Annotated in this window: 21 protein-coding genes; 9 read left to right on the top strand and 12 right to left on the bottom strand. The window is 69.1% G+C overall.

Features of this window, described 5'->3' with window-relative positions:
• Window positions 1-10 precede the first annotated feature (10 nt).
• The gene (locus tag BSY19_RS21345) at window positions 11-940 is read left to right on the top strand and encodes an N-carbamoyl-D-amino-acid hydrolase (protein ID WP_069055901.1); all 930 of its coding nucleotides are present in this window, start codon (window positions 11-13) and stop codon (window positions 938-940) included.
• A 4-nt stretch (window positions 941-944) separates the two neighbouring features.
• Window positions 945-1,586, top strand: a complete 642-nt coding sequence (locus BSY19_RS21340; protein ID WP_069055900.1) for a flavin reductase family protein — start codon at window positions 945-947, stop codon at window positions 1,584-1,586.
• Between the two features lie 12 nt (window positions 1,587-1,598).
• On the opposite strand, the gene BSY19_RS21335 is transcribed toward BSY19_RS21340, so the two are convergent.
• The 5 genes from BSY19_RS21335 to fliK form a co-directional block, all read right to left on the bottom strand.
• Entirely contained in the window at window positions 1,599-2,582 is a 984-nt protein-coding gene (locus tag BSY19_RS21335; protein ID WP_069055899.1) for a Bug family tripartite tricarboxylate transporter substrate binding protein, read from the bottom strand.
• 160 nt (window positions 2,583-2,742) lie between these two features.
• The gene (gene mog, locus BSY19_RS21330; protein ID WP_069055898.1) at window positions 2,743-3,288 is read right to left on the bottom strand and encodes a molybdopterin adenylyltransferase; all 546 of its coding nucleotides are present in this window, start codon (window positions 3,286-3,288) and stop codon (window positions 2,743-2,745) included.
• A 49-nt stretch (window positions 3,289-3,337) separates the two neighbouring features.
• Window positions 3,338-4,489 carry a GNAT family N-acetyltransferase gene (locus BSY19_RS21325; protein ID WP_069055897.1) on the bottom strand — a complete coding sequence of 384 codons (1,152 nt, stop codon included), beginning with the start codon at window positions 4,487-4,489 and terminating at the stop codon, window positions 3,338-3,340.
• A complete protein-coding gene (locus BSY19_RS21320) occupies window positions 4,486-4,803 on the bottom strand; it encodes an EscU/YscU/HrcU family type III secretion system export apparatus switch protein (RefSeq protein WP_069055896.1) in 318 nt (105 codons plus the stop codon). Before BSY19_RS21320 ends, BSY19_RS21325 begins: the two co-directional genes overlap by 4 nt.
• Window positions 4,800-6,404 (bottom strand): flagellar hook-length control protein FliK, encoded by a 1,605-nt coding sequence (fliK, locus tag BSY19_RS21315; protein WP_069055895.1) that lies wholly within the window; start codon window positions 6,402-6,404, stop codon window positions 4,800-4,802. The genes BSY19_RS21320 and fliK overlap by 4 nt, the downstream gene beginning before the upstream one ends.
• Window positions 6,405-6,622: 218 nt before the next feature.
• On the opposite strand from fliK, the gene BSY19_RS21310 reads away from it, so the two are divergent.
• Window positions 6,623-7,636 carry an aldo/keto reductase gene (locus BSY19_RS21310; protein ID WP_069055894.1) on the top strand — a complete coding sequence of 338 codons (1,014 nt, stop codon included), beginning with the start codon at window positions 6,623-6,625 and terminating at the stop codon, window positions 7,634-7,636.
• A gap of 92 nt (window positions 7,637-7,728) precedes the next feature.
• Window positions 7,729-9,537, top strand: coding sequence for a monovalent cation:proton antiporter-2 (CPA2) family protein (locus BSY19_RS21305; RefSeq protein WP_069055893.1), 1,809 nt, complete (start codon window positions 7,729-7,731; stop codon window positions 9,535-9,537).
• A gap of 26 nt (window positions 9,538-9,563) precedes the next feature.
• On the opposite strand, the gene BSY19_RS21300 is transcribed toward BSY19_RS21305, so the two are convergent.
• From BSY19_RS21300 to BSY19_RS21285, 4 genes are all read right to left on the bottom strand, one after another.
• Entirely contained in the window at window positions 9,564-10,400 is an 837-nt protein-coding gene (locus BSY19_RS21300; RefSeq protein ID WP_069055892.1) for an MBL fold metallo-hydrolase, read from the bottom strand.
• A 116-nt stretch (window positions 10,401-10,516) separates the two neighbouring features.
• Window positions 10,517-11,479 carry a Bug family tripartite tricarboxylate transporter substrate binding protein gene (locus BSY19_RS21295; protein ID WP_069055891.1) on the bottom strand — a complete coding sequence of 321 codons (963 nt, stop codon included), beginning with the start codon at window positions 11,477-11,479 and terminating at the stop codon, window positions 10,517-10,519.
• A 144-nt stretch (window positions 11,480-11,623) separates the two neighbouring features.
• Window positions 11,624-12,178 (bottom strand): hypothetical protein, encoded by a 555-nt coding sequence (locus BSY19_RS21290; RefSeq protein WP_069055890.1) that lies wholly within the window; start codon window positions 12,176-12,178, stop codon window positions 11,624-11,626.
• A 106-nt stretch (window positions 12,179-12,284) separates the two neighbouring features.
• Entirely contained in the window at window positions 12,285-15,557 is a 3,273-nt protein-coding gene (locus BSY19_RS21285; RefSeq protein ID WP_083247751.1) for a P-loop NTPase fold protein, read from the bottom strand.
• 206 nt (window positions 15,558-15,763) lie between these two features.
• Here BSY19_RS21285 and ettA point away from each other — a divergent pair, with 206 nt between their 5' ends.
• The 3 genes from ettA to BSY19_RS21270 all read left to right on the top strand — a co-directional run bounded on the left by ettA (window position 15,764) and on the right by BSY19_RS21270 (window position 18,142).
• A complete protein-coding gene (ettA, locus tag BSY19_RS21280) occupies window positions 15,764-17,416 on the top strand; it encodes an energy-dependent translational throttle protein EttA (RefSeq protein ID WP_069055888.1) in 1,653 nt (550 codons plus the stop codon).
• 61 nt (window positions 17,417-17,477) lie between these two features.
• Window positions 17,478-17,768 (top strand): type II toxin-antitoxin system Phd/YefM family antitoxin, encoded by a 291-nt coding sequence (locus BSY19_RS21275; protein WP_069055887.1) that lies wholly within the window; start codon window positions 17,478-17,480, stop codon window positions 17,766-17,768.
• Window positions 17,765-18,142, top strand: coding sequence for a type II toxin-antitoxin system VapC family toxin (locus tag BSY19_RS21270; RefSeq protein WP_069055886.1), 378 nt, complete (start codon window positions 17,765-17,767; stop codon window positions 18,140-18,142). Before BSY19_RS21275 ends, BSY19_RS21270 begins: the two co-directional genes overlap by 4 nt.
• Window positions 18,143-18,225: 83 nt before the next feature.
• Here BSY19_RS21270 and BSY19_RS21265 read toward each other — a convergent pair whose 3' ends face one another.
• Window positions 18,226-18,678, bottom strand: a complete 453-nt coding sequence (locus BSY19_RS21265; RefSeq protein ID WP_069055885.1) for a MarR family winged helix-turn-helix transcriptional regulator — start codon at window positions 18,676-18,678, stop codon at window positions 18,226-18,228.
• Window positions 18,679-18,844: 166 nt separating this feature from the next.
• On the opposite strand from BSY19_RS21265, the gene BSY19_RS21260 reads away from it, so the two are divergent.
• A complete protein-coding gene (locus tag BSY19_RS21260) occupies window positions 18,845-19,852 on the top strand; it encodes an alpha/beta fold hydrolase (RefSeq protein ID WP_442856701.1) in 1,008 nt (335 codons plus the stop codon).
• A 60-nt stretch (window positions 19,853-19,912) separates the two neighbouring features.
• Here BSY19_RS21260 and BSY19_RS21255 read toward each other — a convergent pair whose 3' ends face one another.
• Entirely contained in the window at window positions 19,913-21,088 is a 1,176-nt protein-coding gene (locus BSY19_RS21255; RefSeq protein WP_069055883.1) for an alpha-hydroxy acid oxidase, read from the bottom strand.
• Between the two features lie 85 nt (window positions 21,089-21,173).
• Complete coding sequence (locus BSY19_RS21250; RefSeq protein WP_069055882.1) at window positions 21,174-21,803, bottom strand: YitT family protein; 630 nt, start codon at window positions 21,801-21,803, stop codon at window positions 21,174-21,176.
• A gap of 177 nt (window positions 21,804-21,980) precedes the next feature.
• Between BSY19_RS21250 and BSY19_RS21245 the strand changes: the two genes are divergently transcribed.
• Window positions 21,981-24,215, top strand: coding sequence for a glycoside hydrolase family 3 N-terminal domain-containing protein (locus tag BSY19_RS21245; protein ID WP_171905185.1), 2,235 nt, complete (start codon window positions 21,981-21,983; stop codon window positions 24,213-24,215).
• Window positions 24,216-24,282 lie beyond the last annotated feature (67 nt).

Raw genomic sequence — 24,282 nt, 5'->3', positions numbered from 1 at the left:
GAGGTTTTCCATGTCCCGCATCGTGACCGTCGCCGCCGCCCAGCTCGGGCCGATCCAGAAGGCCGAGACGCGGGAGCAGGTGGTCGCGCGCATGCTCGCGCTGATGGACGCGGCGAAGGCCAAGGGCGCGGACCTCATCGTCTATCCCGAACTGGCGCTGACGACCTTCTTCCCGCGCTGGTATCATGAGGACCGCGCCGAGGCCGATGCCTGGTTCGAGGCGGCGATGCCCAATCCGGCGGTGCAGCCGCTGTTCGACCGGGCCCGCGCGCATGGCATGGGCATGAGCTTCGGCTATGCCGAGCTGACGCCGGAGGGGCAGCATTTCAACAGCTCGATCCTGGTCGACAAGAGCGGCGCCATCGTCGGCAAGTACCGCAAGATCCATCTGCCGGGCCATGTCGAGTTCGATCCGACGCGGGCGCATCAGCATCTCGAGAAGCGCTATTTCGAGCCCGGCGACCTCGGCTTCCCGGTCTGGCGGACGATGGGCGGACTGATGGGCATGTGCATCTGCAACGACCGTCGCTGGCCCGAGACCTATCGCGTGATGGGGCTGCAGGGCGTCGAGATGATCGTGCTCGGCTTCAACACGCCCTCCGTCAACGGGCACAAGGCGAAGGAGGGCATGGCCCAGCGCCTGTTCCACCATCGTCTCTCGGTGCAGGCGGGCGCCTACCAGAATTCCTGCTGGGTCGTCGCGGTCGCCAAGGCCGGCAGTGAGGACGGCCACCATCTGATGGGCGGCACGCTGATCGTGAACCCCGATGGCGAGATCGTCGCCGAGCTCGAGGGCGAGGCCGACGGCCTCATCGTCCACGCCTGCGATCTCGACGACACCCGCTTCGGCAAGCAGACGATCTTCGACTTCAAGATGCACCGGCGGATCGAGCATTACGGGCCGATCACCGGCCAGGTCGGCGTGGTCGAGCCGGAGTGAACCGATGAGCGCCTTTACCGTCGCCTTTTCCGACCTCGCCCCGCGCGACCGCTACAAGCTGCTCTGCGCCAGCGTGACCCCGCGCCCGATCGCGCTCGTCACAAGCCTGTCGCCGGACGGCGTGGTCAACGCCGCGCCCTTCAGCTTCTTCAACGTCTTCTCGGAGGACCCGGCGCTGATCGTGCTCGGCCTGCAGCACAAGGCCGGCAACAACCCCAAGGACACGACGCGCAACATCGCCGCGGCCGGGGAGTTCGTCGTCAACCTCGTCGATGAGGGGATGGCCGAGGCGATGAACATCTGCGCGGTCGATTTCCCGCCGGAGGTCAGCGAGATCGACGCGGCGGGCCTGTCGCTCAAGCTCGGCGTCTCGGTCGGCGTGCCGCATATCGCGGAGGCGCCTTTCGCGCTCGAATGCCGCAAGACGATGTCGCTGGTGTTCTCCTCGACGCGCGAGATGCTGATCGGCGAGGTCGTGCGCATCCATGCCCGCGAGGGCCTCGTCGATCCCGCGACGCTGCGCGTCAGCCTGGACGACTACAAGCCGGTCGGGCGGATGTTCGGCGACGGCTATGCACGCCAGAACGACCGCTTCGACCTGACGCGCGGCACCTATGCGGAGTGGCTGGCGCAGCGCGAGGGCTGACGCCGGCGCCTCTTACTCGACCTTGCCGATCTTGCGCGTCGCCTCGATCAGCCGCGCGCTGTCGGCCTCGACGAAGCGGGTGAACTCGGGCGTGTCCTGATAGGCGGGCGGGCTGCCCGCCTTCTCGAAGATCTGCCGGACCTCCGGATCCGCCATGGCGGTGCGCATCGCCTCGCGGATGCGGGCGGCGACGGGCTCGGGCAGGTTGCGCGGGGTGAAGAGCCCGGCCCAGATGTAGAACTCGACATCGGCATAGCCGAGCTCCTTGAAGGTCGGCAGGTCGGGGAAGCTCGGCACACGGGCCGCGCCCCAGTTCGCGAGCACGCGCAGCGCGCCGGAGTCGACATGCGGCTTGAGGACGCCGGGCGCCGAGGCCAGCGCCTGGATCTGGCCGGAGAGCAGGTCGGTCAGGGCCGGGCCGGCGCCGCGATAGGGCACATGCAGCAGCTTGAGCCCGGCGGACGCCGCGAACATCTCCATCGCCACATGCAGCGTGCCGTAGGAGCCCGACGAGCCGTAGGGGATCGTGCCGGGCCGGGCCTTCGCATCGTCGACGAAGTCCTTCAGCGTCTTCCAGGGCGAGGCGGCGGGAACGGCGAGCAGGGTCGGGTCCGCCAGCACGCGGGCCACGGGCGCGAGCTGAGAGACCTCGTAGGACGGCGCACGGGCAAAGAGGCGCGACGATTCCGGCAGCACCGCCAGCGAGGACAGCGTCATCAGCAGGGTGTGGCCATCCGGCTCGGCCCGGGCGACGGCGGCGTTGCCGAGCGCCCCGCCGGCCCCGCCGCGGTTGTCGACAACGACGGCGGCCTTCAGCAGCTTCTCGAGCGCCTGGGCGATCGGCCGCGCTGCGAGATCGGCCTGTCCGCCCGGCGGGAAGGGCACGACCATGGTGATGGGGCGCGAAGGCCAGGGCGCCTGGGCGCGGGAGGGCCTGATCAGAAGGGCCCCGGCCGACGTCGCGGCGAGGCCGGCGAGCATGTCGCGGCGTTTCATCGTCTTTCCTCCCGATGCCGGCTCTTCTCGGCCGGCGCGTCACTGGCACCGTCATGGGTGCTCGTGAGGGAATGATGGACGATCGGCGCGCGCTTTGCACCCGTAACGGCGCATGCGTCCTCTGCGTGAAGCCGCAGCATCCGCACCCGGGAGGAGCGGCTCAGCCCTTGGGCTTCTGGCCGGGGCGGAAGGCGACGATCACGGCGGGATCGGTTTCCAGATAGGGGCCCTCGATCAGGTCGATGCAGTAGGGGATCGCCGGCATCACCGCGTCGAGGCATTCGGCGATGGCGCGGGGGCGGCCCGGCAGGTTGACGATTAGGCAGCGGCCGCGGATGCCGGCGGTCTGGCGCGAAAGGATCGCGGTCGGCACCTTGGCGAGGCTGACCTGCCGCATCAGCTCGCCGAAGCCCGGCATCGGCTTCTCGACGACATCCTCGGTCGCCTCGGGCGTGACGTCGCGGGGAGCGGGCCCGGTCCCGCCGGTGGTGACGACCAGGCAGCAGCCCTCCTGGTCCGCCAGTTCGATCAGGGTCTTTGCGATCAAGCCGCGGTCGTCGGGGATGACGCGGGCGACCGGCGTCCAGGGCGAGGTCAGCGCCCTCTCGAAATAGGCCCTGATCGCCGGGCCGCCCTCGTCCTCGTAGATCCCTGCCGAGGCGCGGTCCGAAACCGTGACGATGCCGATCCTGATACCGCCGTCCATGTCGTGCCCTCCGCTCTGGTTGGGCGCAGATGTGGCCGATCGCGGCGGCTCACGCCACCGTTTTCGCCCGCTTCCGCTGCAGCCGCGCGCGGAGCGCGCGCAAGCCCTGGCGCAGGCGGGCCGCGCCCTCGGGCAGGCCCGGCTCGGGCTCGCCCAGCCGGATCAGGGCGTTGCCCATCGCCCGACGCTCGCCCCAGACATAGGTGCCGGCGTCGACCCCGTCGCCCGCGCCGCTGTCGAAGAGCGCCGGAGGCGTGCCGGCGAAGTCCGCCTGCAGCATGGCGATCGTCAGGGCCCGGCCGGGGGAATGGCGCGCCTGCTCCTCGTCATAGGCGATCTTGAGGAAGTGGCGGGTGCCGGCGCTCTCGATCAGCAGGCCCATCGCGAGGGGGCGGCCGTCGAGCCGCAGCGTGTCGAGCTGGAGGGCGTCGCTGGCGGCGAACTGCGTGGCGAGGCTGTCGAAGTAGGCTCCGGCCTGGGGGAGGCGGGCGATGGCGGTGCCTGCCTTGCCCTTCCAGCCCGACGCCTCCAGCGCCAGGAAATCCGGCAGCGCGTCCCGCGCGGCGGCGCCCCGGAGGCGCTCGAAGCTCACCGTGCCGTGTCGCGCGATGGCGCGAAACTGCTGCATCCGCTTCTTGTAGCTCTGGCCCAGCGCGCGGCGCAGGTAGCGCTCGGCATCGTCCCCGGGCTGCGCCACCATCACCGGGCGCTGCCAGCGCTCGCTGGTGGAGAGGCGGCTGCCGGTGGCGCGGCAGCCCTCGCGCAGCGCCGCGAAGGCCGGCCCTTCCAGCGGCAGCAGCGGCAGCGACAGCGTGCGGGGCAGGTCGCCGGCCGCGAGGATGTGGCGCAGCATCGCCTGCATGACGTCCTGTGCCTGGTCGGCATCGAGCACCGGCAGCGAGGACACTTCATAGAGCGGCATAAGGGGGGCGGTGAGGGCGGCTGCGAAGCCGGTGCGCCAGTCGCGCTTTCGCTGCAGCGCCCAGAGGCCGGCCAGCCGCTCGGACCCCAGCGCTTCGCTGAGCCAGGCGGCGAGGATGACGATCCGGTCCTCGGGCACGAGGACGCGGGCGGCACTGACCGCCGCCGGTGACATATGCGGATTGGGCTCGCGCGACCGCGCGGCCAGCGCGGCGAAGCGCGCGCCATAGGCCGCGTAATCGGCGGCCCTGACGCGCCTGACGACGATGCCGGAGGTCAAACCGAACCGCCCTCCCGCCGATGCCGGCCGACCTCGCCGCGCAGCGAGAGCACGAAGGCGATGACCTGCGCCGTCGCGCGATAGAGCTCCTCCGGGATCTGGTCGTCGAGCTCGACCGCCGAGAGCGCCTGCGCCAGCACCGCGTTCTCCTCGATCGCAACGCCATGCTCGCGGCCGGTCTCGATGATGCGCTCGGCCAGTTCGCCGCGGCCCTTGGCGGTGACGCGTGGCGCATTCTGCCCGTCATATTCGAGCGCGATGGCGATCTGCCGCGACGGGGGGCGGAAGGGAGGCGGGGCGGGGGGGCTGGTCATGACATCCGGTCCAGGAACTGCCCGGCGGTGGGCTGGGCGATGCGCGGCTGGCCGGTGTGAATGTCGATGGAACGGTTCTCGAACCGCGCATCCGCCAGGGCGGCTTCGAGGCCGGGCGAGGCACCGCGCAGGAGCCGGCTGGTGTCCTCCCGTTCGGCCCAGAGCGTGATGCCGACGCTGCGGCCCTGCAGGGTGACGACGCCCTGGAGCGGCCCGAGCGGCTCGACATCGAGCGCGAAGCGGACGCGCCAGAGCGGGCCGGCCGCGGCGTCGACCTCGCGCCGGGGCGGTTCGCGCTCGATCTGGAGCGGCAGCATCGCCGCGCCGTTGTGAAAGGCGAGGGGGATCTCGGTGAGCCAGCGCTGGCCCTGCTGCGCCTCGGGCCGCGTGCCCTCGGCCGGTAGGGAGGCGTATTGCGAGAGCGTGATGCGGTCGATCGCGGCTTGCGTCTGCTCCAGCAGGGTGCCGACGACGGTGAGCGGCTTGTCGCCGGCCGAGAGGGTGGGCTCGGCGATCGGCTGCGGGACCGGCGCACCGTCGCGGCGCGGCGGGGTGGGCTTCGCCGTGACATCCCCGCCGGGTGTCTGCGCCGATGCGGCCGAGGATGCAGGCAGGCTGCCGGCCCTGCCGGCCTCGGGCGACGAAGCCGACTGGGCGAGCGGCAGGAGATGGTCGCGCAGGGTCTGGAGCGCCCCCTTGAGATCCGCCTGCGGCGGGGCCGGCGCGCCCTGCGCCCGGTTGGCCTCGAGGAAGAGCCCGGAGGTCTGTACCGCCGCCTGGAGGACCGGCCCGGTCAACGCCTTGCGCTCGACCGGCAGCGCGCGGGCCAGGACGCGATCGGCCAGCGCCAGCAGCGGCCGCGGCACGGTCAGCGCGACCGCCCCATTGGCGACAGCGCGCAGATTGGCCAGGAGCGGCGCCAGCGAATCCTGCCGCGCCAGGGCGGGGCCGAGCAGAGGCCCGGCCATGGCGCGTGGCGACGTCGCCCCCGCGGCGGGGTCGGCGCGCGCGGCCGCTCCCGCTGCGCTCGCGCTCTGACCAGGCACTGGCCCCACGCCGGGCGTTGCGGCGGGCCCGGCGCCTCCCGGTGCCGTCGGAGTGGCGGCAGGCGCCGCCAACCGACCGGGCATCGCCGCGGTCGGCGTCTGTGGAGGGGCGGCCTGGGCCGGGGTCACCTGGGCCTGCGTGCCCTGGGCCTGAGTGGCTTGGGCCGGCGGCGTCTGGCCGGGTGCCGTGGTGCTGGCCGTTCCGGGCAGCTGCATCGACTGTGCCGTCGCTGCGGCGGCGCGGGCCTGCTCGGGCGTCGGTGGGCGAACCTCGATCAGTGTCGCTGTCAGGCTCCCGCCGGGCGCGCCGGCGGGGCCGGGGTCGAGCTTCAGAACCAGCGTCGCGCCCGGCTGCAGCGCGGATTGACGGGCGGCGGGGCCGGCGAGCACGAGAGCGAAGGTTTCCTGGCCGAGCTGCGCGGTCGCGGTGCCATCGCTTGAGACCGAGAGCAGGCGCGCTTCCACCGTCCGGCCCGCGACGAGGCCGGTGGTGGGCGCGAGCGCCTGCAGCAGGGTGGCCAGCGTCTGGTTCTGGGCGAGCGTGGCGAGATTCATCGGCTCCGGCCGTGATGGCGACACGGCCAGCCTGACATCAAAGGTTAAGCATTTCCTTGCGGTTAGCCGTTCTGGGCCGTTCCCTGCATCCGGGATGGCGCGGCCTGCAGGGGGCGCCTGCGCGCAGATGGCTGGCGCGGCGGGCGGGGCTGGGGCAGGTTTGCCTGACGGGTGGGGCGCGTGCCGGGCGCGGCCGGCCGATTGCAGGGGATATGTCGATGGAATACCGCCAGCTCGGGCGCTCGGGCCTCAGAGTCTCGCCGATCTGCCTGGGCACGATGATGTTCGGCGGCGCCACCGACGAGGTCGCCTCGCGCGCGATCGTCGACCACGCCCGCGATGCGGGGATCAACTTCATCGATACCGCGGACGCCTACACGGATGGCCGCTCCGAGGAGATCACCGGGCGGGCCATCGCAGCCCACCGGCACGACTGGGTGCTGGCGACCAAGGTCGCCAATGCGATCGGCGAGGGTCCGAACCGCGCCGGCCTTTCGCGCAAATGGGTGCTCCAGGCCTGCGACGACAGCCTGCGCCGGCTCGGCACAGAGTTCATCGACATCTACTACCTCCACAAGGAGGACCTCGTCACGCCGCTGGCGGAGACGGTCCGCGCGATCGGTGATCTCGTGCGGCAGGGCAAGATCCGGCATTTCGGCGTCTCGAACTACCGGTCCTGGCGGGTCGCCGAGATCTGCCGCCTGTGCGACGAACTCGGCATCGACCGGCCGGTCGTCAGCCAGCCCTATTACAACGCGATGAACCGGATGCCGGAGGTCGAGCATCTGCCGGCCTGTGGCTATTACGGGCTCGGCGTCGCCTCCTACTCGCCGCTGGCTCGAGGGGTGCTGACCGGCAAATACGAGCCGGGCGAGACACCGCAGCAGGGCACGCGCGCAGCGCGCGGCGACAAGCGCATCCTGCAGACCGAATGGCGGCAGGAGAGCCTCGTCATTGCCCAGACGATCAAGCAGCATGCCGCCGCGCGCGGCATGACGCCGATCCAGTTCGCCGTCGGCTGGGTGCTCAACAACCGCCTCCTGACGGCGGCCATCGCCGGCCCGCGCACGCTGGAGCAGTGGCAGGCCTATCTGGCCGCGCTCGACGTCACCTTCACGTCCGAGGACGAGGCGCTGATCGACGGTCTGGTGCCGACCGGGCATCCCTCGACGCCGGGCTACAACGACCCCGCCTATCCGATCGAGGGGCGGCCGGCGCGCACGGCTGCGTGATCGGACGGCACCGCAATTGCCTTGTCGCTGCAGCGCACCTAACTGAGCGCGGTTGCGCCGGGCGGACGGCGTCGGTCTGGGAGGGCGGGTAGATGGCGGCCGAAGGTCTGACCGGCGATCTCATCAAGGTGGTGAGCCTGCTCGGCGCGGGCGTGGTCGCCGTGCCGCTGTTCCGGCGGCTCGGGCTCGGCTCGGTGCTGGGCTATTTCACGGCCGGCCTCGCCATCGGGCCCTATGGCGTCGGCCTGTTTCCGAACCCCGAATCCGTGCTGCACGTCGCCGAACTCGGCGTGGTGATGTTCCTGTTCATCATCGGGCTGGAGATGCAGCCCTCGCGGCTGTGGAATTTGCGGCGCGAGATCTTCGGCCTCGGCGTGGCGCAGGTCGCGCTGTGCGGGACGCTTTTGACCGGCGTCGGCTATGCCTATGGGCTGCCGCTGCCGGCTGCCTTCATCGCCGGCATGGGCTTCGTCCTGTCCTCCACCGCCGTCGTCATGCAGATGCTGAACGAGCGCGGCGAGACCTCGACGCCGCAGGGCCAGCAGGCGGTCTCGATCCTGCTGCTGGAGGATCTCGCCATCGTGCCGCTGCTGGCAGTGGTGGCGCTGCTCGCGCCGGCCTCGTCGGCGCAGAGCAACGGCTGGCTCTCGGTCGGCATCGCGGCGGCGGCCGTGGCGGGGCTGGTCGTCGCCGGCCGCTACCTGCTCAACCCGATGTTCCGCCTGCTGGCGCTCGCCCATGCGCGCGAGGTGATGACGGCCGCCGCGCTTCTCGTCGTGCTCGGCTCGGCGCTGACGATGCAGCTCAGCGGGCTCTCGATGGCGATGGGCGCCTTCCTCGCCGGCGTGCTGCTCTCGGAATCGAGCTTCCGGCACCAGCTCGAGGCCGATATCGAGCCGTTCCGCGGCATCCTGCTCGGGCTGTTCTTCCTCGCGGTGGGCATGTCGCTCGATCTCGGGGTGATCGCCCGCAACTGGATGCTGATCGCATGCGCGGTCGTTGCCTTCATGAGCGTCAAGGCTCTCGGCATCTTCATCGTCGCCAAGGTCTCGGGCTCGCGGACGCGCGAGGCGGTGACCCGGGTCGCGCTGTTCTCGCAAGGCGGTGAGTTCGCCTTCGTGCTCTATGCGGCGGCGGCGGCGGCCGGCATCTTCACCAGCCAGACCAATGCGGTGGTGAGCGCGACGGTGATCCTGTCGATGGCGCTGACGCCGCTGCTGGTGCTGGCGCTCGACCACTTCCTGCCGCCCGAGGAGACCTCGCTCGACGGCGTCGACCTCGCCGAGGGTCTCACCGGCCGCGCGCTGATCATCGGCTTCGGCCGCTTTGGCCAGGTCGCCTCGCAGGCCCTGCTCGCGCGGGGTTTCAGCGTCTCGATCATCGAGGTCGATGTCGAACTGATCCAGGCGGCGGCCGGTTTCGGCTTCAAGGTGCATTACGGCGACGGCACGCGGCCCGAGATCCTGCACGCGTCGGGCGCCGAGCGGGCCGAGGCGATCCTGGTCTGCGTCGACGATCGCGAGACCAGCAACCGCATCGTCGCCGTCGCGCAGGAGGCGTTCCCGCACGCCAAGCTGTTCGTGCGCGCCTATGACCGCGGCCACGCCATGGACCTGATCCGCGTCGGCGTCGATTACCAGATCCGCGAGACCTTCGAATCCGCGATGGCCTTCGGCACGGCGGTGCTGCTCGGCATGGGCGTGCCCGAACCGGAGGCGGCCGAGATCGCCGAGGATGTGCGCCGGCGCGACGCGGAGCGCCTCGACCTCCAGGTCGCCAGCGACATCTATGCCGGGGTGAGCCTGATCCGGGGCAATGCGCCGGTGCCGGCCCCGCTGACCAAGCCGAAGACCGCCGGCAAGATCCACGGCAACGTGCCGGACGATCTCGGCGACATGTGAGCGGCGTCGGTGCTGGAGCCTGGGGCTCAGTTCCCCGGCAGCACGATCATGGTCGGGCGCGCCGGCAGCCCGGCCTTGCTGACGGTCAGCACCGGCTGCTCGCGCCGCTCGATCGGCCAGTTGTCCTGAGAGCGGGCAAGGAAACGGCTGAGGGTTGCGCCGCCAAAGAAGTGCATCGGGATCATCACCCGCGCCTGGAGCGACTTCAGCACCTCGAGCATGCCCTCCTGGTCCAGCGTGTAGCTGCCGTCGACCGGGAAGAGCACGACGTCGACCCGGCCGAGCGCGCGCAGATGGCCGGGCTCCAGCGGGTGATGCAGGTGGCCGAGATGGGCGATGCAGAGCTCGCCGATCTCGAAGACGAAGATCGAGTTGCCGTCGAAGTCGGTCGAGCCGGAATAGGAACGGATGTTGGTCGGCACGTTGCGCACGCGCAGATCGGCCATGGTCACGTCATGTCTGGCGGCACCGCGGCCGGTCGGGTCCCAGCCCGGAAGCAGCTGCTTGATGCCGGGGTCGGGGTTGCGCGAGTAATGCGTGGAGTGGGCCTTGTTCATTGTGGCGACGTCGGGCGTCACCTGCGGCCGGACATAGTCGTTGTAGTCGGTCGCGACCTTCACCCCTGCGGGTGTCTCGATCAGGAAGGTGGCGTGGCCGACGAAGGTGATGCGCGCCTCGTCCTTGCCGAGGGCGGCGAGTGTCAGGTTGGCATGATGGACGGGGAGCCGCAGCGAGGCCATCTCCGGCCGGCAGCCCGGTTCGTCGGACTGGGCGCGGGCGGCCGCGGGCAGGAGCAGCACCAGGGCGGCCAGGGCGATGAGCCCGTCGCGGATTGCTGTCCAGGACCTCGTGGTTCCCCGCATCGCCGTTCTCCCGACCTTCGGCAAGACCACTGTGATGCATGGTCCGGGCCGAAGGGAAGCAGGCCGACGCGGCGATGTCGCGTTTGTGAAAGCGCCGCCGCCGGCCGGGGTGGTGCCTACTTGGCGAGGCCGAGATCCTTGAGGACGCCGACGCCGCGCTCGGTGAAGGTCTTGGCGTAGACGGCGAACTCGCCGGGCTTGTCCCAGACCGGCGTGATGCCGCGATCGGCCATCGCCTTGCGGACCTCGGGGCGCTGCATGGTGCGCTCGGCCGCTTCGAACAGGATCTTGCGGCGGTCGGCGGGGATGCCGTTGGGCGCCGCCAGCGCGAACCAGTTCTGATAGGTCCAGTTCAGCCCGGCCTCCTTGGCGCTCGGCACGTCCGGGAAGTTGGGATGGCGCTCCTCGGTCATGAGCAGGATGGTGCGCACGCGGCCGGCGTCGAGCATCGCCTTGGCTTCGATCGGCGAGCCGGTGAAGACGCTGATGCCGCCGGAAGCGAGGTCCTGCAGGGCCGGCGCGCCGCCGTTGCTCGGCACCCAGCGCACGGCGTCGGGGGCGATGCCGGCCGCCTTGAGCAGGCCGCCGGAGGCGATGTGCCAGGAGCCGCCGACGCCCGTGCCCGAGGCCATGAAGGTGCCCTTGGGGTTGTCCTTGACCGCCTTGATATAGTCGGCCGCCGTCTTGATCGGGCTGTCGGCCTTGACCGTCACGCCGGCCGGAATGAGCGAGACGCGCGAGAAGGAATCGACGCTGTCGATGGTGATGTCGCCGAGCCCAAGCGTCTTGAAGAAGGAGATCTCGGGGCTGATGCCGCCGATGGTGTAGCCGTCGGGCGTGGCGGTGGCGATCGCGGTGTGGCCGGTTAGGCCGCCGCCGCCGGTGCGGTTGACGACATTGACCGGCTGCTTCAGCTCGGCCTCGTAGCCGGCGGCGAAGATGCGCATGACGGCGTCCATGCCGCCACCGGCGGCCCAGGGCACGATGAGCTGCACCGGACGATCCGGGAAGGCCCAGCTCGGGCCGGCGGACAGAAGCAAGGCGGCCGCGCCGAGCGCAGCCTTGAGAACAGTCTTCATGGTCCCTCCCCAGGGATGGCCGCCGGCTTTGTCCGGCTGGTCCTCGGGCGAGCTTAGACCGGTTTCCTTCGGCCCATCAAGATATGCTGCATACAGTGTTCGGTGTTCAGGCGGCGATCGACGTCCGGCCGCTCCCGGGGAACGTCAGGGGCTTCCCGGCGTCACCGTCTTCACCGTGACGCGCGCCTCCGCCAGGCGCCGGTAGAGCCGCTGGCGGCGCAGCAGCGGCAGCCAGTCGTAGAGGAACATCTCGGCCGGGCGCCAGATCACCACCCAGCCGATGATGACGAGGCTCTCCTGCACGATGCGGGCGAAGGGCCCGTCGAAGGCCTTGGTCAGCGCAAAGCTGATGGCGAGGCAGAAAGCGAGCCCGGCGAAGCCGATCAGGAAGGCGCGCCGCCCATCGCGGAAATGCTCGCGCAGGGCGTGGCCCTCGGACCGGGTCTTGGCGGCAAACCAGCCGGTCAGCGCGGTGGCGAGGTCAGGGCCGGGCGGGCCCGCGGTCTCCGGCGCCGCCAGGTGGATGGTGATGGCGATGGGGGCGTCCTTCGGCAGATCCTGCGCCCATTCGACGATGTAGCGCTCGGCATCGGCCGAGATGTCGCCTTCGCTGAAGGGGAAGGGGTCGAGCGTGTTGAAGAGCTGGGCGCCGTTGGCGAGGCGCAGCTCGATGGTGGCGTCGCCTGGGTTTCGCGTCATGTCCGATCAGCCTCGCCCGCATGTCCGAGGGAGCATTATCCAGCGGAGGCGCGAGGGCGCAATCGCGGCTGCCCTGGACACGGTGCGATCCGCTCCCGATCGAGACTCAGTGATAGCGATTGAAGGAGTAGCGGCGGACGATGCGGGCTATGGCGAGAACGAGGGACACTTTGGCCCAGCCGGAGCCGTGCTCGGGATATCCTCTGGCCGAATTGGCTGCGTGGATCGCGATGCCCAAGACACCGCCAGTCAAGTCATCCGCTGACATCAGCATGACCTCCGCCAGTTCATCGGCGCCCGGCTTGCCCTTCTCGGCGATGGCCTTTTTGGACGCGGTATCGAACAGGTCCTCTCCATCCATCTGCTTGAGGGCCCCGTAGACAGCGTCCGCCACCTCGACGGGCTGCCCACATTCCACTGCCGCCAGCAGGGCCGCGATCGGCCAGTTCGGCGGCTGATCGCCGGCGCCGAGGAATGCGGCCAACTCGACCTCATCCAGCCGCGCGCGCACGATCCGGTAGACATTGACCATCCGCTTGACGGCTCGCGGGCTCTTAGCGGCGAGCGCGCCGATCTCCGGGCTGGCGAGGAAGTCGATTTCGGCCTGGGTCAGCTTCACGGTCGCGAGCGCCAGGTCGAGCGTGTCCGTGTCGCTGTCGGCATCGAAGCCCTGCATGTCCGCGTGCGGATCGGCTGCCGGTTCCGCTCCCTTTTCGCCTTTCGGCTCGGCCCCGCGCTCCTGCCGCCTGTTTTCGCCGCCGGCTGCGTCGGGCGGGACGTCGGACTCCTCGCGGTTGGCCGCCAGCAGGCCGCGCACATAGGTTGCGTAGCTCGCATTCTCGCCCTCTGTCGCGAGGGGACGGAGCCAGAACGGCAACTGGAAGATCTTCTCGAGGTAGTCGATCGCCCGCTTGCGGCGGGCCATCTCGGCGCGCTGCCGCGCCTTGTCCCGCTCGTCGGGTGTGGCGCTGTCTGGAAGATCCTCAACCGGTATGACGAACTGGCGGGCGACCGCCTCCTCGACCCAGCGGACATCGACACCGACGATCACGACGAAGAGCTGGAAGGCGAGCAGCAGGTGGATCGCCTGCAGCACGTCGTAGACCTGCGCATGGGTGCAGCGGTCTAGATCGTCGATATAGAGCACGATGCGATCGGGAACGGCGCCATCGTTCGCCTCTCCAGCGAGGCGTTTTCGGCGTTCTTCCTTGACCACCTCCTCGACCGACTGGAACAGACGTCTCGCCCGGCTGATCAGGCCGATCTGCGCGCCCACCGCCTTGGTCTCGGGGTCGTCCTCGATGATGTAGTGCAAGAGGCGTGGCGGGCTGGTGGCCCCATCGGCATCGACGTAGCGGGTCAGGGCCTGCTGCGCGCGCTCCATGGCGTCGCGCCGGGCCCTGGCCTCCGCCGCGGCCTGCTTCAGTTCCGTTTCCCGCGCGAGCACCTCCTTCAATCTGTCCTTCGTCAGGGTGTCGAGTTTTCCGGCGAAGTCCGCGGTGCTCTTCGCGATCCCCGCGACGATGCGGATCGCCGGCAGGATCGCGCCCGATGCCGACGCGACGGCGCCGACCCAGCCCCAGAAACCCAACTGGGACAGCCAACGCGTCGCTTCGGTCTTGTCCGTTAGCGCCAGGCCTGTGATCGCGGACAGGACAAATGCCAGCGCCATCAGCACAAGTGCCGAACGCCAGCCTCGCGCCATGACGATCGCGCCGATCGACTTCAACTGGCCGCCGATGGTCTGCACGTCCCGGGCGACGGCGACAAAATCGTCGATGCCCTTCGAGGGATCGTCCTGATAGGCGCGCCGGCCAAGCTCGACCAGATCGGATTTGTGCTTGTCGTAGGCGGTTCCGACCGCGTCGATCAGCGTCTGCGAGAGAGCGTCGCGCTGTCCGGCCGGCACGGCCGCGACAGCCTTGTCGCGGGCCTTTTGCGCATCGATGAGCGTGCGCTCGCTTTCGTTCAGCGCTTCGCGCGTGGCGGTCAGGGTGCTCGCCAGATTGTGGACGTGCGCGTTGACGCGCTCGACCAGCCGCGCGTGGAGATGGCGCCCCTGACGCTCCGAGCCCCCTGCGCGCAGTTGGTCGAAGAACTCCGCCGTCAGGCTGGCCCAGAGATTGGCGTCGGCATAGTGCCAGGCGTTGAAGCGGATCTGGACGACGTTCTCGACGAAGCGCGTCCCTGCTTCCGACTCCGCATCCGAATGGGCCGGGTTGGCCGCCCGTCTGAGCCGTGCCGCGCGCTCGTTGGCGGTCAGATGGCCGATCTCGCGCTGCAGCCGCTCCATGAAGCTCGATTTGCCCGAGCCCCACTCGCCGAAAAGGCCGATCGAGAGGGGCGTTGTCGCCTCCTCGACACAAATCAGGCGGGCGAAGGCGGACACGTCGGAGGCGATGCCGAGGGGGTCTGCGTCGCTGGCCGATGCGCGATCCGCATCGAAGCCGGGAAAGGCGCCAGATCGTGGCTGTTCGGGGACAGGAGCGCCGAGCGCCGCCCAGGCGCTGCCGGGCGTTTCCAGGAAACGCAACCAGATCTCACCATTCTCCCCGGCTTCGGGCGTTTCGAGAATGCGCTCGATCAGGCTCTTGCGCAGGGCCGACAGATCGAGGCCGATGGCCAGAGCGTCCCTGCGCATCTGTCGGGCAGCGGCCCGATCCGGAGAGTCGAGGACGGCCACGATCAGGTGGCGCGCATCGAACCGCGACCGGCCGACCGTGGCTTTCGCCAGTTCCACCGCCATTCTGATCGCGAGTGAGGCCGCCTCGCGGAGCATGATCCCGCGACGGGGCGAGGCCAGCCTCGTGGTGGCGCCATAGGACGCGATCGTGTCGGCAGGAACACCTTGCGCCTCCGCGAAATCGACCAGCCAGCGCGGTGTCGACGACGTGCCTCGCGGCTGCGTCACGCCGACCGCCACGGCCGCCTGCAGGATCAGCATCACGCCGATGGTGGCCGCCTCGTCGCCATCCCGGCGGATGGCCCGATCGCCCGCCGCACGTAGAATCTCGCGGGCGGCGTCGGAACGGGCGAGGCGCATCGCTTCGGTGAGAGAGATAGCGGCGGCGACGTCCGGGTCCGGCGTCGGGGCTAAAGTCTCGCGAGCCGGCCGGTCTCTCGACACGCGGGGGGGGGCAGGTTGGCCACCGTCGCTCGAAGCAGGTGAGGATGATGCCTTCGGAGATGGTGTCGAAGATGACTCGTCCCGAGATGGCCGGCGGCCGGCTCCGGCATCGGGTGGAGGAGTTTCGTTGAACAAGGCCGAGGCCGTGCTCGACGCGGGAGAGTGCGGGGCGGAGGCCGGAGGCGTCGGCCGGGAAGCGCTTTTGCGGGACGGTTTGCGCCTCGATGCCTTGGGCCGACCCGTGGAATCCATCGCCTGCTCCTGCGGCAACCGGCGGCCATCCCTTGGTGATCACATTCTCCGCCAAGCACATCCTGATAGGCGATTCCGGATTATGCAAGCAAAGGTTGTAGGCGCCCGCCTTTCGCCGCCCGTTGCCATCGCAGGCCCTGTCGCCTATCTAGCGGCCAGATTCCCGAAAGCCTGAAGCCCACGCCCGCAGCGGAGCCCGCACGCCCATGTCCCGCCAGTTCATCTACCATATGCGCGGCCTGTCGAAGACCTATCCGGGCGGCAAGCAGGTTCTCAAGGACATCCACCTGTCCTTCTATCCGGACGCCAAGATCGGCGTGCTCGGCGTCAACGGCGCGGGCAAGTCGACGCTGCTCAAGATCATGGCCGGCTTCGACAAGGAGTGGACCGGCGAGGCCTGGGTCGCCGAGGGCGCGCGCGTCGGCTACCTGCCGCAGGAGCCCAAGCTCGACGAGACGCTGAACGTCCGCGACAACGTCATGCTCGGCGTCGCACCGCAGAAGGCCGTGCTCGACCGCTACAACGAGCTCGCCATGAACTACTCGGACGAGACCGCCGACGAGATGACGGCGCTGCAGGACGAGATCGAGGCCAAGGGGCTGTGGGATCTCGATTCCAAGGTCGACCAGGCGATGGACGCGCTGCGCTGCCCGCCCGACGACTGGGAGGTCGCCAAGCTCTCGGGCGGCGAGCGCCGCCGCGTCGCGCTCTGCAAGCTCCTGCTGGAGCAGCCGGAACTGCTGCTGCTCGACGAGCCGACCAACCATCTGGACGCCGAGACGACCGCCTGGCTTGAAGGCCATCTGCGGACCTATCCGGGCGCGATCCTGATCGTGACCCACGATCGCTACTTCCTCGACAACGTCACCAGCTGGATCCTCGAGCTCGATCGCGGCCAGGGCATCCCCTATGAGGGCAACTACTCGGCCTGGTCGGTGCAGAAGCAGAAGCGCCTCGCCCAGGAGAACCGCGAGGACGTCTCCCGCCAGAAGACGCTGGAGCGCGAGCAGGAGTGGATCTCGGCCTCGCCCAAGGCCCGCCAGGCCAAGAGCAAGGCGCGCATCCAGCGCTATGACGAACTCGTCCAGAAGGCCAACAACAAGGGCCCCGACACCGCACAGATCATCATCCCGATCGCCGAGCGGCTGGGCAACAACGTCGTCGATTTCGAGAACATCTCGAAGGGCTTCCAGGACAAGCTGCTGATCGACGGGCTGACCTTCAAGCTGCCGCCGGGCGGCATCGTCGGTGTGATCGGCCCCAACGGCGCCGGCAAGACGACGCTGTTCCGGATGATCACGGGCCAGGACAAGCCCGATGCCGGCACGATCAAGATCGGCGAGAGCGTGACACTCGGCTATGTCGACCAGAGCCGCGACTCGCTCGATGACAAGAAGAACGTCTGGGAGGAGATCTCGGGCGGCAACGACATCCTCTATCTCGGCAAGCGCGAGATCAATTCGCGTGCCTATTGCTCGACCTTCAACTTCAAGGGCGGCGACCAGCAGAAGAAGGTAGGCTCGCTCTCGGGCGGCGAGCGCAACCGCGTCCATCTCGCGAAGATGCTGAAGGCCGGCTCCAACGTCCTGCTGCTCGACGAGCCGACCAACGACCTCGACGTCGACACGCTGCGGGCGCTGGAGGAGGCGCTGGAGGATTACGCCGGCTGCGCCGTGATCATCAGCCACGATCGCTGGTTCCTCGACCGCATCGCGACCCATATCCTCGCCTTCGAGGGCGACAGCCATGTCGAGTGGTTCGAGGGCAACTTCGCCGATTACGAGGAAGACAAGAAGCGTCGCCTCGGCATCGACTCCACGATCCCCAAGCGCATCCAGTACAAGAAGTTCTCGCGCTGAGACGAGCTGTTCGATCGTGTCCATCCGTGTTAGCTAGGCATGGCTAACCCGGAGGGTCGCGATGACCGTCGTCAACGTCCATGAGGCCAAGACGCAGCTGTCTCGCCTGATCGAACAGGCGTTGCGGGGCGAAGAGGTCGTGATCGCGCGCAACGGCGTGCCTGCGGTCAAGCTGGTGCAGATCGATCAGGCCGCAGCACGCAAGCCCTGGCGTGAGCCTGGCCAACTGGCGGGATTGTTCGTCGAGGTCGACCCCGACTGGTGGAAGCCGGACGATGACCTGGCGGATCTGTTCGAGGGAAGCGACAGCTTCGAGAACCGCGTGCTGGCCAAGCGCGACGGCTCGCCATGAAGCTGCTTCTGGACAGTCATGTTCTGCTCTGGTGGTCGGGGCTTCACAGCGGTCGTCTGCCGGAGGCTATCGTGCGGGCGATCGGCGAAGCTGAGCAACTCTTCGTCAGCGTCGCGACGATCTGGGAACTCGAGATCAAGCGCAACACGGGAAAGATCGCCTTTCCTGCCGAGGCCTGGACGAGGGTCGAGTCGATCGGCCTTTCCTGGCTTCCGATCGAGCGCGACGATGCGGTGGCAGCAGGTCGCCTGCCGCTGCTTCATCGTGATCCGTTCGATCGAATGCTGATTGCGCAGGCCATGCAGAGAGGCCTGACACTGGCGACAGCCGACCGTACCCTGGCGGACTACGGGGTCGCGATCCTCGCCGTTTAGCCCGGACCATCGCACCAGCCGTTAGGGTGCAAAGCGCCATCGTCTCGAAGCGGGCAGGCTCTCGGGCCGGAGCCGCGGCTTCCTCACCGCGACAGCGTCGTCCGCAGGGCGCCGATCTGGTCCGTGAGTTCACGGGCCTGTTGGGCGGTCAGCCCCGTCGCCTCGAGCACGCAGGGCGGGACGCTGCGGGCCTTGTCGAGCAGGGCGCGCCCTTCGCCGGTCAGTCGCAGCCGGACCTGGCGCTCGTCGGCCGGGTCGCGGCTGCGTGAGACCAGCCCCGCCGCCTCCATCCGCTTCAGCAGCGGCGTCAGCGTGTTCGACTCGAGGAAGAGCTGCTCGCCGATCTCGCCGACGGTGCGGTCGTCGCGCTCCCAGAGCGTCACCATCACCAGATATTGCGGGTAGGTCAGGCCGAGTTCGTCGAGAAGCGGCTTGTAGAGCCGGTTGAAGGCGTGGCTGGCGGAATAAAGCGCGAAGCAGAGGAATTCGCTGAGCTTCGGCCCGGAGGGCGGGAGAGGGGGCTGGGCGGCGGGCATCGGATCTCCTGGGTTTCGCCGGTCAAAATAATCGCACGCGATGCAATCGCAAGGGATTGACAGCGTGCGGGATCGACCTTATTAAATCGCTCACGATCTAATCGTAAACGATTCAAAGATCGGCCGACGGTTCTCCGCCGGGCCCCCCGAACCAGAAGGAGACGAGATCATGTCGAACCGCACCGAAGCCGCCGCCAACGGACCCGCCCGCCGCGACCTGCTGACCGGGATCGCGCTCGCCGCCGCAACCGCGACCGCCGCGTCCCTGCCCGCGGGCGAAGCCGCTGCCCAATCGACGGCGGCGAAGGAGGCGCCTGGGCGCCGGGCCAGGCCGATCGTCGATGGCGACCACATCCTCACCCGCGAAGGTGTCCGGCTCTACTTCAAGGACTGGGGTCCGAAGGACGGCCCGGTCGTGACGCTGAGCCATGGCTGGCCGCTCTCCTCCGACAGCTGGGAGAACCAGGCGTTCTTTCTCGCCAGCAACGGCTTCCGGGTCATCAGCCATGACCGGCGCGGCCATGGCCGGTCCAGCCAGGTCTGGGACGGCAACGATATGGACCATTACGCCGACGATCTGGCGGAGGTGATCGAGGCGCTCGATCTGAAGAACGTTTCAGCCTTCGGCTTCTCGACCGGCGGCGGCGAGGTGGCGCGCTATGTCGGCCGCCACGGCACCAAGCGGCTCGCCAGGGTCGGCTTCATCGCCGCGGTGACGCCGATCATGCTGCGCAAGCCCAGCAATCCCGACGGTGTGCCGCTGGAGGTCTTCGACGGCATCCGCAAGGGCTTCCTCGCCGATCGTGGCCAGCTCTTCCGCGATATCGCGGCAGGCCCCTTCTTCGGCTACAACCGCCCCGGCGCCAAGGCGAGCGCGGGTGCGATCGAGGCCTGGTATGCGCAGGGCATGCAGGCGGGCTTCAAGAACACCTATGACTCGATCAAGGCGTTCTCGGAGACCGACTTCGTCGCGGATCTGAAGAAGGTCGACCGGCCGACGCTGATCGTCCATGGTGACGACGACCAGATCGTCCCGATCGAGACGACCGCGCGCGCCGTGAAGCGGCTGCTGCCGAGCGCGATCCTGAAGGTCTATGAGGGCGCCCCGCACGGCCTCTCCGAGACCCACAAGGACCGCCTTAACCAGGACATGCTCGCCTTCCTCAAGGCCTGAGCAGCCGGAAGGCAAACGGCGGAGGCGGGGGCGCTCTGCGCCCCCGCAGTCGTCTCCGGGTCAGTTCGGCGCCGCCAGCCGCTGCATCGCGCCCTCGCGGCCGCCGACGAGGATCTTCTCGTCGACCGCCTTGATGTCGCGCAGGCCGCAGAGCGCCATGGTGACGTCGAGTTCCTTGCGGATGATCTCGAGGCAGCGCGTGACGCCGGCCTCGCCCATCGCGCCGAGCCCATAGAGGAAGGCACGGCCGATATAGGTGCTGTGCGCGCCGAGCGCGATCGCCTTGATGATGTCCTGGCCCGAGCGGATGCCGCCGTCGAAATGCACCTCGATGCGGTTGCCGACCTGGTCGACGATGGCCGGGAGCGACTCGATCGAGGAGAGCGCACCGTCGAGCTGGCGACCACCATGGTTGGAGACGATCAGCGCGTCGGCGCCGCTCTGGGCGGCCATCTCAGCGTCTTCGGGATCGAGGATGCCCTTGATGATGAGCTTGCCGCCCCACTGGTCCTTGATCCGCTTGACGTCGTCCCAGTCGAGGCGGGGATCGAATTGGTCGGCCGTCCATGAGGACAGCGAGGACATGTCGGCGACGCCCGAGACATGGCCTACGATGTTGCCGAAGCTGCGCCGCGGCGTGTCGAGCATCTTTAGGCACCAGCGCGGCTTGGTCGCGAGGTTGATCAGATTGGCGAGCGTCGGCTTGGGCGGGGCGGAGAGGCCGTTGCGGATATCCTTGTGGCGCTGGCCGAGGATCTGCAGGTCGAGCGTCAGGACGAGCGCCGAGACGCCGGCGCGCTTGGCCCGCTCGATCAGCCGCGCGCTGAAGTCGCGGTCCTTCATGACGTAGAGCTGGAACCAGAACGGGTTTCCGGTGTGGTTGGCGATGTCCTCGATCGAGCAGATGCTCATGGTCGAGAGGGTGAAGGGCACGCCGGCCTTGGCCGCGGCCTTCGCGGCGAGGATCTCGCCATCGGCATGCTGCATCCCGGTCATGCCAGTGGGGGCGAGCGCGACGGGCATCGCGACCTTTTCGCCGATCATGGTCGATTCCAGCGTGCGGTTGGTCATGTCGACCGCGACGCGCTGGCGCAGCTTGATCTTGGCGAAGTCGGTCTCGTTGGCGCGGTAGGTGCCCTCCGTCCAGGCGCCGGAATCGGCGTAGTCGTAGAACATGCGCGGCACCCGGCGCTTCGCCAGCAGGCGCAGATCTTCGATGGTCAGGGGCTGGGCCATGGTGTCGAGCCTCGTCGCGTTTTGGGCACCGCCGGCGTGACTCGCATGAGCCGCGACGGCGCGCAAGACCGGCGCTCTGCCGCGGTCAGGAGACGCCCATATAGCGGCCCGGCTTGTGGTTCATGCCGAGCACCGCGTTGAGGACGAGCGTGCCGACCAGCGAGATCGCCAGCCGGTCTGGCGGCAGCACGAAGGCCGCCCCGAGGAAGATGCCGGCGTCGATGGCCAACTGCACCCAGCCGGCGCGCCAGCCGCGCTTCTCCTGCAGGTAGAGCGCGAGGATGTTGACGCCGCCGATGGCGGTGCGGTGGCGGGCGAGTGCCAGCAGACCCAGCCCCATGATGCTGCCGCCGGCCAGCGCGGCGTAGAGCGGCTGGACGCTGGCGATGTCGATCCAGAGCGGCGTTGCCTGGACCAGCAGCGAGACCAGCCCGACCGCGACGAAGGTACGCAGGGTGAAGGGCAGCCCCATGCGCCGGAAGGCGAGCCAGTAGAAGGGCAGGTTGACCGCCGAGAAGAGCAGGCCGAAATCGAGCCCGGTCGCATATTGCAGCAGCAGGGCAAGCCCCGCGGCACCGCCGGTCATGATCGTCGCCTTGGCGAAGAGGGCGATGCCGATCGAGACCATCAGCGTGCCCAGCAGGATCGCCAGCGCGTCCTCATAGAGCCGGTGCCGCTCCGTCGACGAGGCCAGGGGTGCGGTGGTCTGCGACATGGCGGCGTGTCCGATTCAGGCGGCGTTCAGGCGGTTCTGGCGATGCAATGGGCGAGCCAGCGCGGGCAGGGGTTCGCGCAGTTGAGCCGCCACGGCCATTCCTGTAGGGCGGCGCTCTGGATCCGTCACCTGCCGTTCGTCCCGCCCGCTCCCGTCTCCAGTCGAAAGATGCCCTGCATGATCTCGCGGCTCGCCGCTCCGCTTCTCGCCCTCGGCCTCGTCCTGCCCGTCGCCACGACCACCGCACAGGCCCAGGCCGCGCCGTCGGCCGCGGCCACGCCGGTGGCCTGGAAGACCGGGCGCGAGGCCGCCGCGATCGAGCGGCGCATCGACGCGCTGCTGGCGAAGATGACGCTAGAGGAAAAGGTCGGCCAACTGCACCTGTCGGGGCGCGGTGACGGCTTCGACATCGCTCAGGTCAAGGCCGGGCGCATGGGCGCGGTCATGAACTTCGTCGTGCCGGCCGAGGTGCTGGCGGTCCAGAAGGCGGTGCGCGAGAGCCGGCTGAAGATTCCGCTGATCATCGGGCTCGATGCCGTCCACGGCTTCTCGACCTATTTTCCCCTGCCGCTCGGCCAGGCCGCGAGCTGGAACCCGGCGCTGATCGAGCAGGCCGCCTACTGGACCGGGCGCGAGGCCGCGGCCGCCGGCATCAACTGGACCTTCGCGCCGATGGTCGACATGTCGCGCGACCCGCGCTGGGGCCGCGTGCTGGAAGGCGCGGGCGAAGACGTCCATCTGGCGTCCGTCGTGGCGGCGGCGCGCACGCGCGGCTACCAGCGCGGCGGCGTCGCGACCTCGGTCAAGCACTTCGTCGGCTATGGCGCGGGCGAGGCCGGGCGCGACTACAACTCGACCTGGATCCCGACCAGCCAGCTCTTCGACCTGCATCTGCCGCCCTTCAAGGCCTCCTTCGACGCGGGCTCGATGACCGCGATGGCGGCCTTCAACGCCCTGAACGGCATGCCGGCGACCGCCCACAGGGGCATGCTGACGGACCTGCTGCGCGGGCAATGGGGCTTCCGCGGCTTCGTCACATCGGATTTCGGCTCGATCACGGAGCTGCGCCTGCATGGCATCGCCATGGATGACGCGGAGGCCGCGCGCAAGGCGCTGCTCGCGGGCATCGACATGGACATGATGGGCGACGTCTACCACAAGCACCTCGCCGCCGAGGTGCGGGCCGGGCGCGTGCCGGTGAAGGCGCTGGACGAGGCGGCGCGGCGGGTGCTGCGGGTCAAGTTCCATCTCGGCCTGTTCGACAAGCCCGATGTCGACCCCGCTGCGGCGCCGGCGATGATGCAGACGCAGGGCGCGCGCGACGTGGCGCTGCGGGCGGCGCAGGAAGGCGCGATGCTGCTCAAGAATGCCGGCGACATCCTGCCGATCCGCCCTTCGGTGAAATCCGTCGCGGTGATCGGGGCGATGGCGCGGCCCGAGGACGAGCGCGTCTGGACCGACCCGGCCGGCCTCGGCCGGCGCGTCGTGCAACCCTTGCCCGAGGCGCTGAAGGAGCGCCTGCCGGCGGATGTCGCGGTGACCTATGAGCCGGCATTCACCAAGGCCTGCGGCACCGAGTTCGCCGACAGGGAGGCCGCGATCCGGGCCGCGGCGGCCAGCGACCTGATCATCGCCATGCTCGGCGAGGATTGCGAGTTCATGGGGGAGGGCGCCTCGCGCACCAGGCTCGATCTCCCGGGCGTGCAGCAGCCGCTGCTGGAAGCGCTGGTGGCCACCGGCAAACCGGTCGTGCTGGTTCTGGCCACCGGGCGTCCGCTCGTCCTGACCTGGGCCGATGCCCATGTCGCAGCCATCCTGCAGACCTTCCATGGCGGCACGGAAGGGCGCACGGCCATCGCCGACATCCTGACCGGCAAGGTCAATCCGTCGGGCCGGGTGCCGATGAGCTTTCCGCGCTCCGTCGGGCAGATCCCGGTCTATTACGATCATCTGCCGACGGGGCGGCCGCAGAAGATCCGCCAGCGCTATGAATCGATCTTTATCGACGAGGCCAACGAGCCGCTCTACCCCTTCGGCCACGGCCTGTCCTACACCCGCTTCACCTACGCCAATGCGCGGGTCTCGAAGCCGAGCATGAGGCTGGGCGGGTCCGTCGAGGTCTCGGTCGACGTCACCAATGCCGGCCCGCGCGACGGGCAGGAGGTGGTGCAGCTTTATGTCCGCCAGCCGGTCGCGAGCCGCTCCCGGCCGGTCCGCCAACTCAAGGCCTTCGACAAGCCGATGCTGCGTGCCGGCGAGACGCGCACCGTGACGTTCCGGCTCGAGGGCAGCCGCCTCGGGGCCCATGATGACGCGGGCCGCTACGTCGTCGAGCCCGGTCTGGTCGAGATATATCTAGGCGGCTCCTCGCAAACCTCGGTGATGACGCAGGTGATGTTGACCAAGTCTTGATGCGAGAGGCTTTAGCGCCTCGCGCTTTGCTCTCGACAAGCTAGGTTTTTCGGTCAATTCTCGTGCC

This window comes from Bosea sp. RAC05 (genome assembly GCF_001713455.1).
In the GTDB taxonomy this organism is placed as follows: Bacteria; Pseudomonadota; Alphaproteobacteria; order Rhizobiales; family Beijerinckiaceae; genus Allobosea.
The sequence above is the reverse complement of the archived record's forward strand: the minus strand, read 5'-3'. Positions and strand labels throughout refer to the sequence as shown.

Bases quoted from the DNA above. Each gene is read 5' to 3' on its own strand.
- BSY19_RS21345 (WP_069055901.1), top strand. From the start codon at position 11: ATGTCCCGCATCGTGACCGTCGCCGCCGCCCAGCTCGGGCCGATCCAG.
- BSY19_RS21340 (WP_069055900.1), top strand. From the start codon at position 945: ATGAGCGCCTTTACCGTCGCCTTTTCCGACCTCGCCCCGCGCGACCGC.
- BSY19_RS21335 (WP_069055899.1), bottom strand. From the start codon at position 2,582: ATGAAACGCCGCGACATGCTCGCCGGCCTCGCCGCGACGTCGGCCGGG.
- mog (WP_069055898.1), bottom strand. From the start codon at position 3,288: ATGGACGGCGGTATCAGGATCGGCATCGTCACGGTTTCGGACCGCGCC.
- BSY19_RS21320 (WP_069055896.1), bottom strand. From the start codon at position 4,803: ATGACCAGCCCCCCCGCCCCGCCTCCCTTCCGCCCCCCGTCGCGGCAG.
- fliK (WP_069055895.1), bottom strand. From the start codon at position 6,404: ATGAATCTCGCCACGCTCGCCCAGAACCAGACGCTGGCCACCCTGCTG.
- BSY19_RS21310 (WP_069055894.1), top strand. From the start codon at position 6,623: ATGGAATACCGCCAGCTCGGGCGCTCGGGCCTCAGAGTCTCGCCGATC.
- BSY19_RS21305 (WP_069055893.1), top strand. From the start codon at position 7,729: ATGGCGGCCGAAGGTCTGACCGGCGATCTCATCAAGGTGGTGAGCCTG.
- BSY19_RS21300 (WP_069055892.1), bottom strand. From the start codon at position 10,400: ATGCGGGGAACCACGAGGTCCTGGACAGCAATCCGCGACGGGCTCATC.
- BSY19_RS21295 (WP_069055891.1), bottom strand. From the start codon at position 11,479: ATGAAGACTGTTCTCAAGGCTGCGCTCGGCGCGGCCGCCTTGCTTCTG.
- BSY19_RS21290 (WP_069055890.1), bottom strand. From the start codon at position 12,178: ATGACGCGAAACCCAGGCGACGCCACCATCGAGCTGCGCCTCGCCAAC.
- BSY19_RS21285 (WP_083247751.1), bottom strand. From the start codon at position 15,557: ATGGATTCCACGGGTCGGCCCAAGGCATCGAGGCGCAAACCGTCCCGC.
- ettA (WP_069055888.1), top strand. From the start codon at position 15,764: ATGTCCCGCCAGTTCATCTACCATATGCGCGGCCTGTCGAAGACCTAT.
- BSY19_RS21275 (WP_069055887.1), top strand. From the start codon at position 17,478: ATGACCGTCGTCAACGTCCATGAGGCCAAGACGCAGCTGTCTCGCCTG.
- BSY19_RS21270 (WP_069055886.1), top strand. From the start codon at position 17,765: ATGAAGCTGCTTCTGGACAGTCATGTTCTGCTCTGGTGGTCGGGGCTT.
- BSY19_RS21265 (WP_069055885.1), bottom strand. From the start codon at position 18,678: ATGCCCGCCGCCCAGCCCCCTCTCCCGCCCTCCGGGCCGAAGCTCAGC.
- BSY19_RS21255 (WP_069055883.1), bottom strand. From the start codon at position 21,088: ATGGCCCAGCCCCTGACCATCGAAGATCTGCGCCTGCTGGCGAAGCGC.
- BSY19_RS21250 (WP_069055882.1), bottom strand. From the start codon at position 21,803: ATGTCGCAGACCACCGCACCCCTGGCCTCGTCGACGGAGCGGCACCGG.
- BSY19_RS21245 (WP_171905185.1), top strand. From the start codon at position 21,981: ATGATCTCGCGGCTCGCCGCTCCGCTTCTCGCCCTCGGCCTCGTCCTG.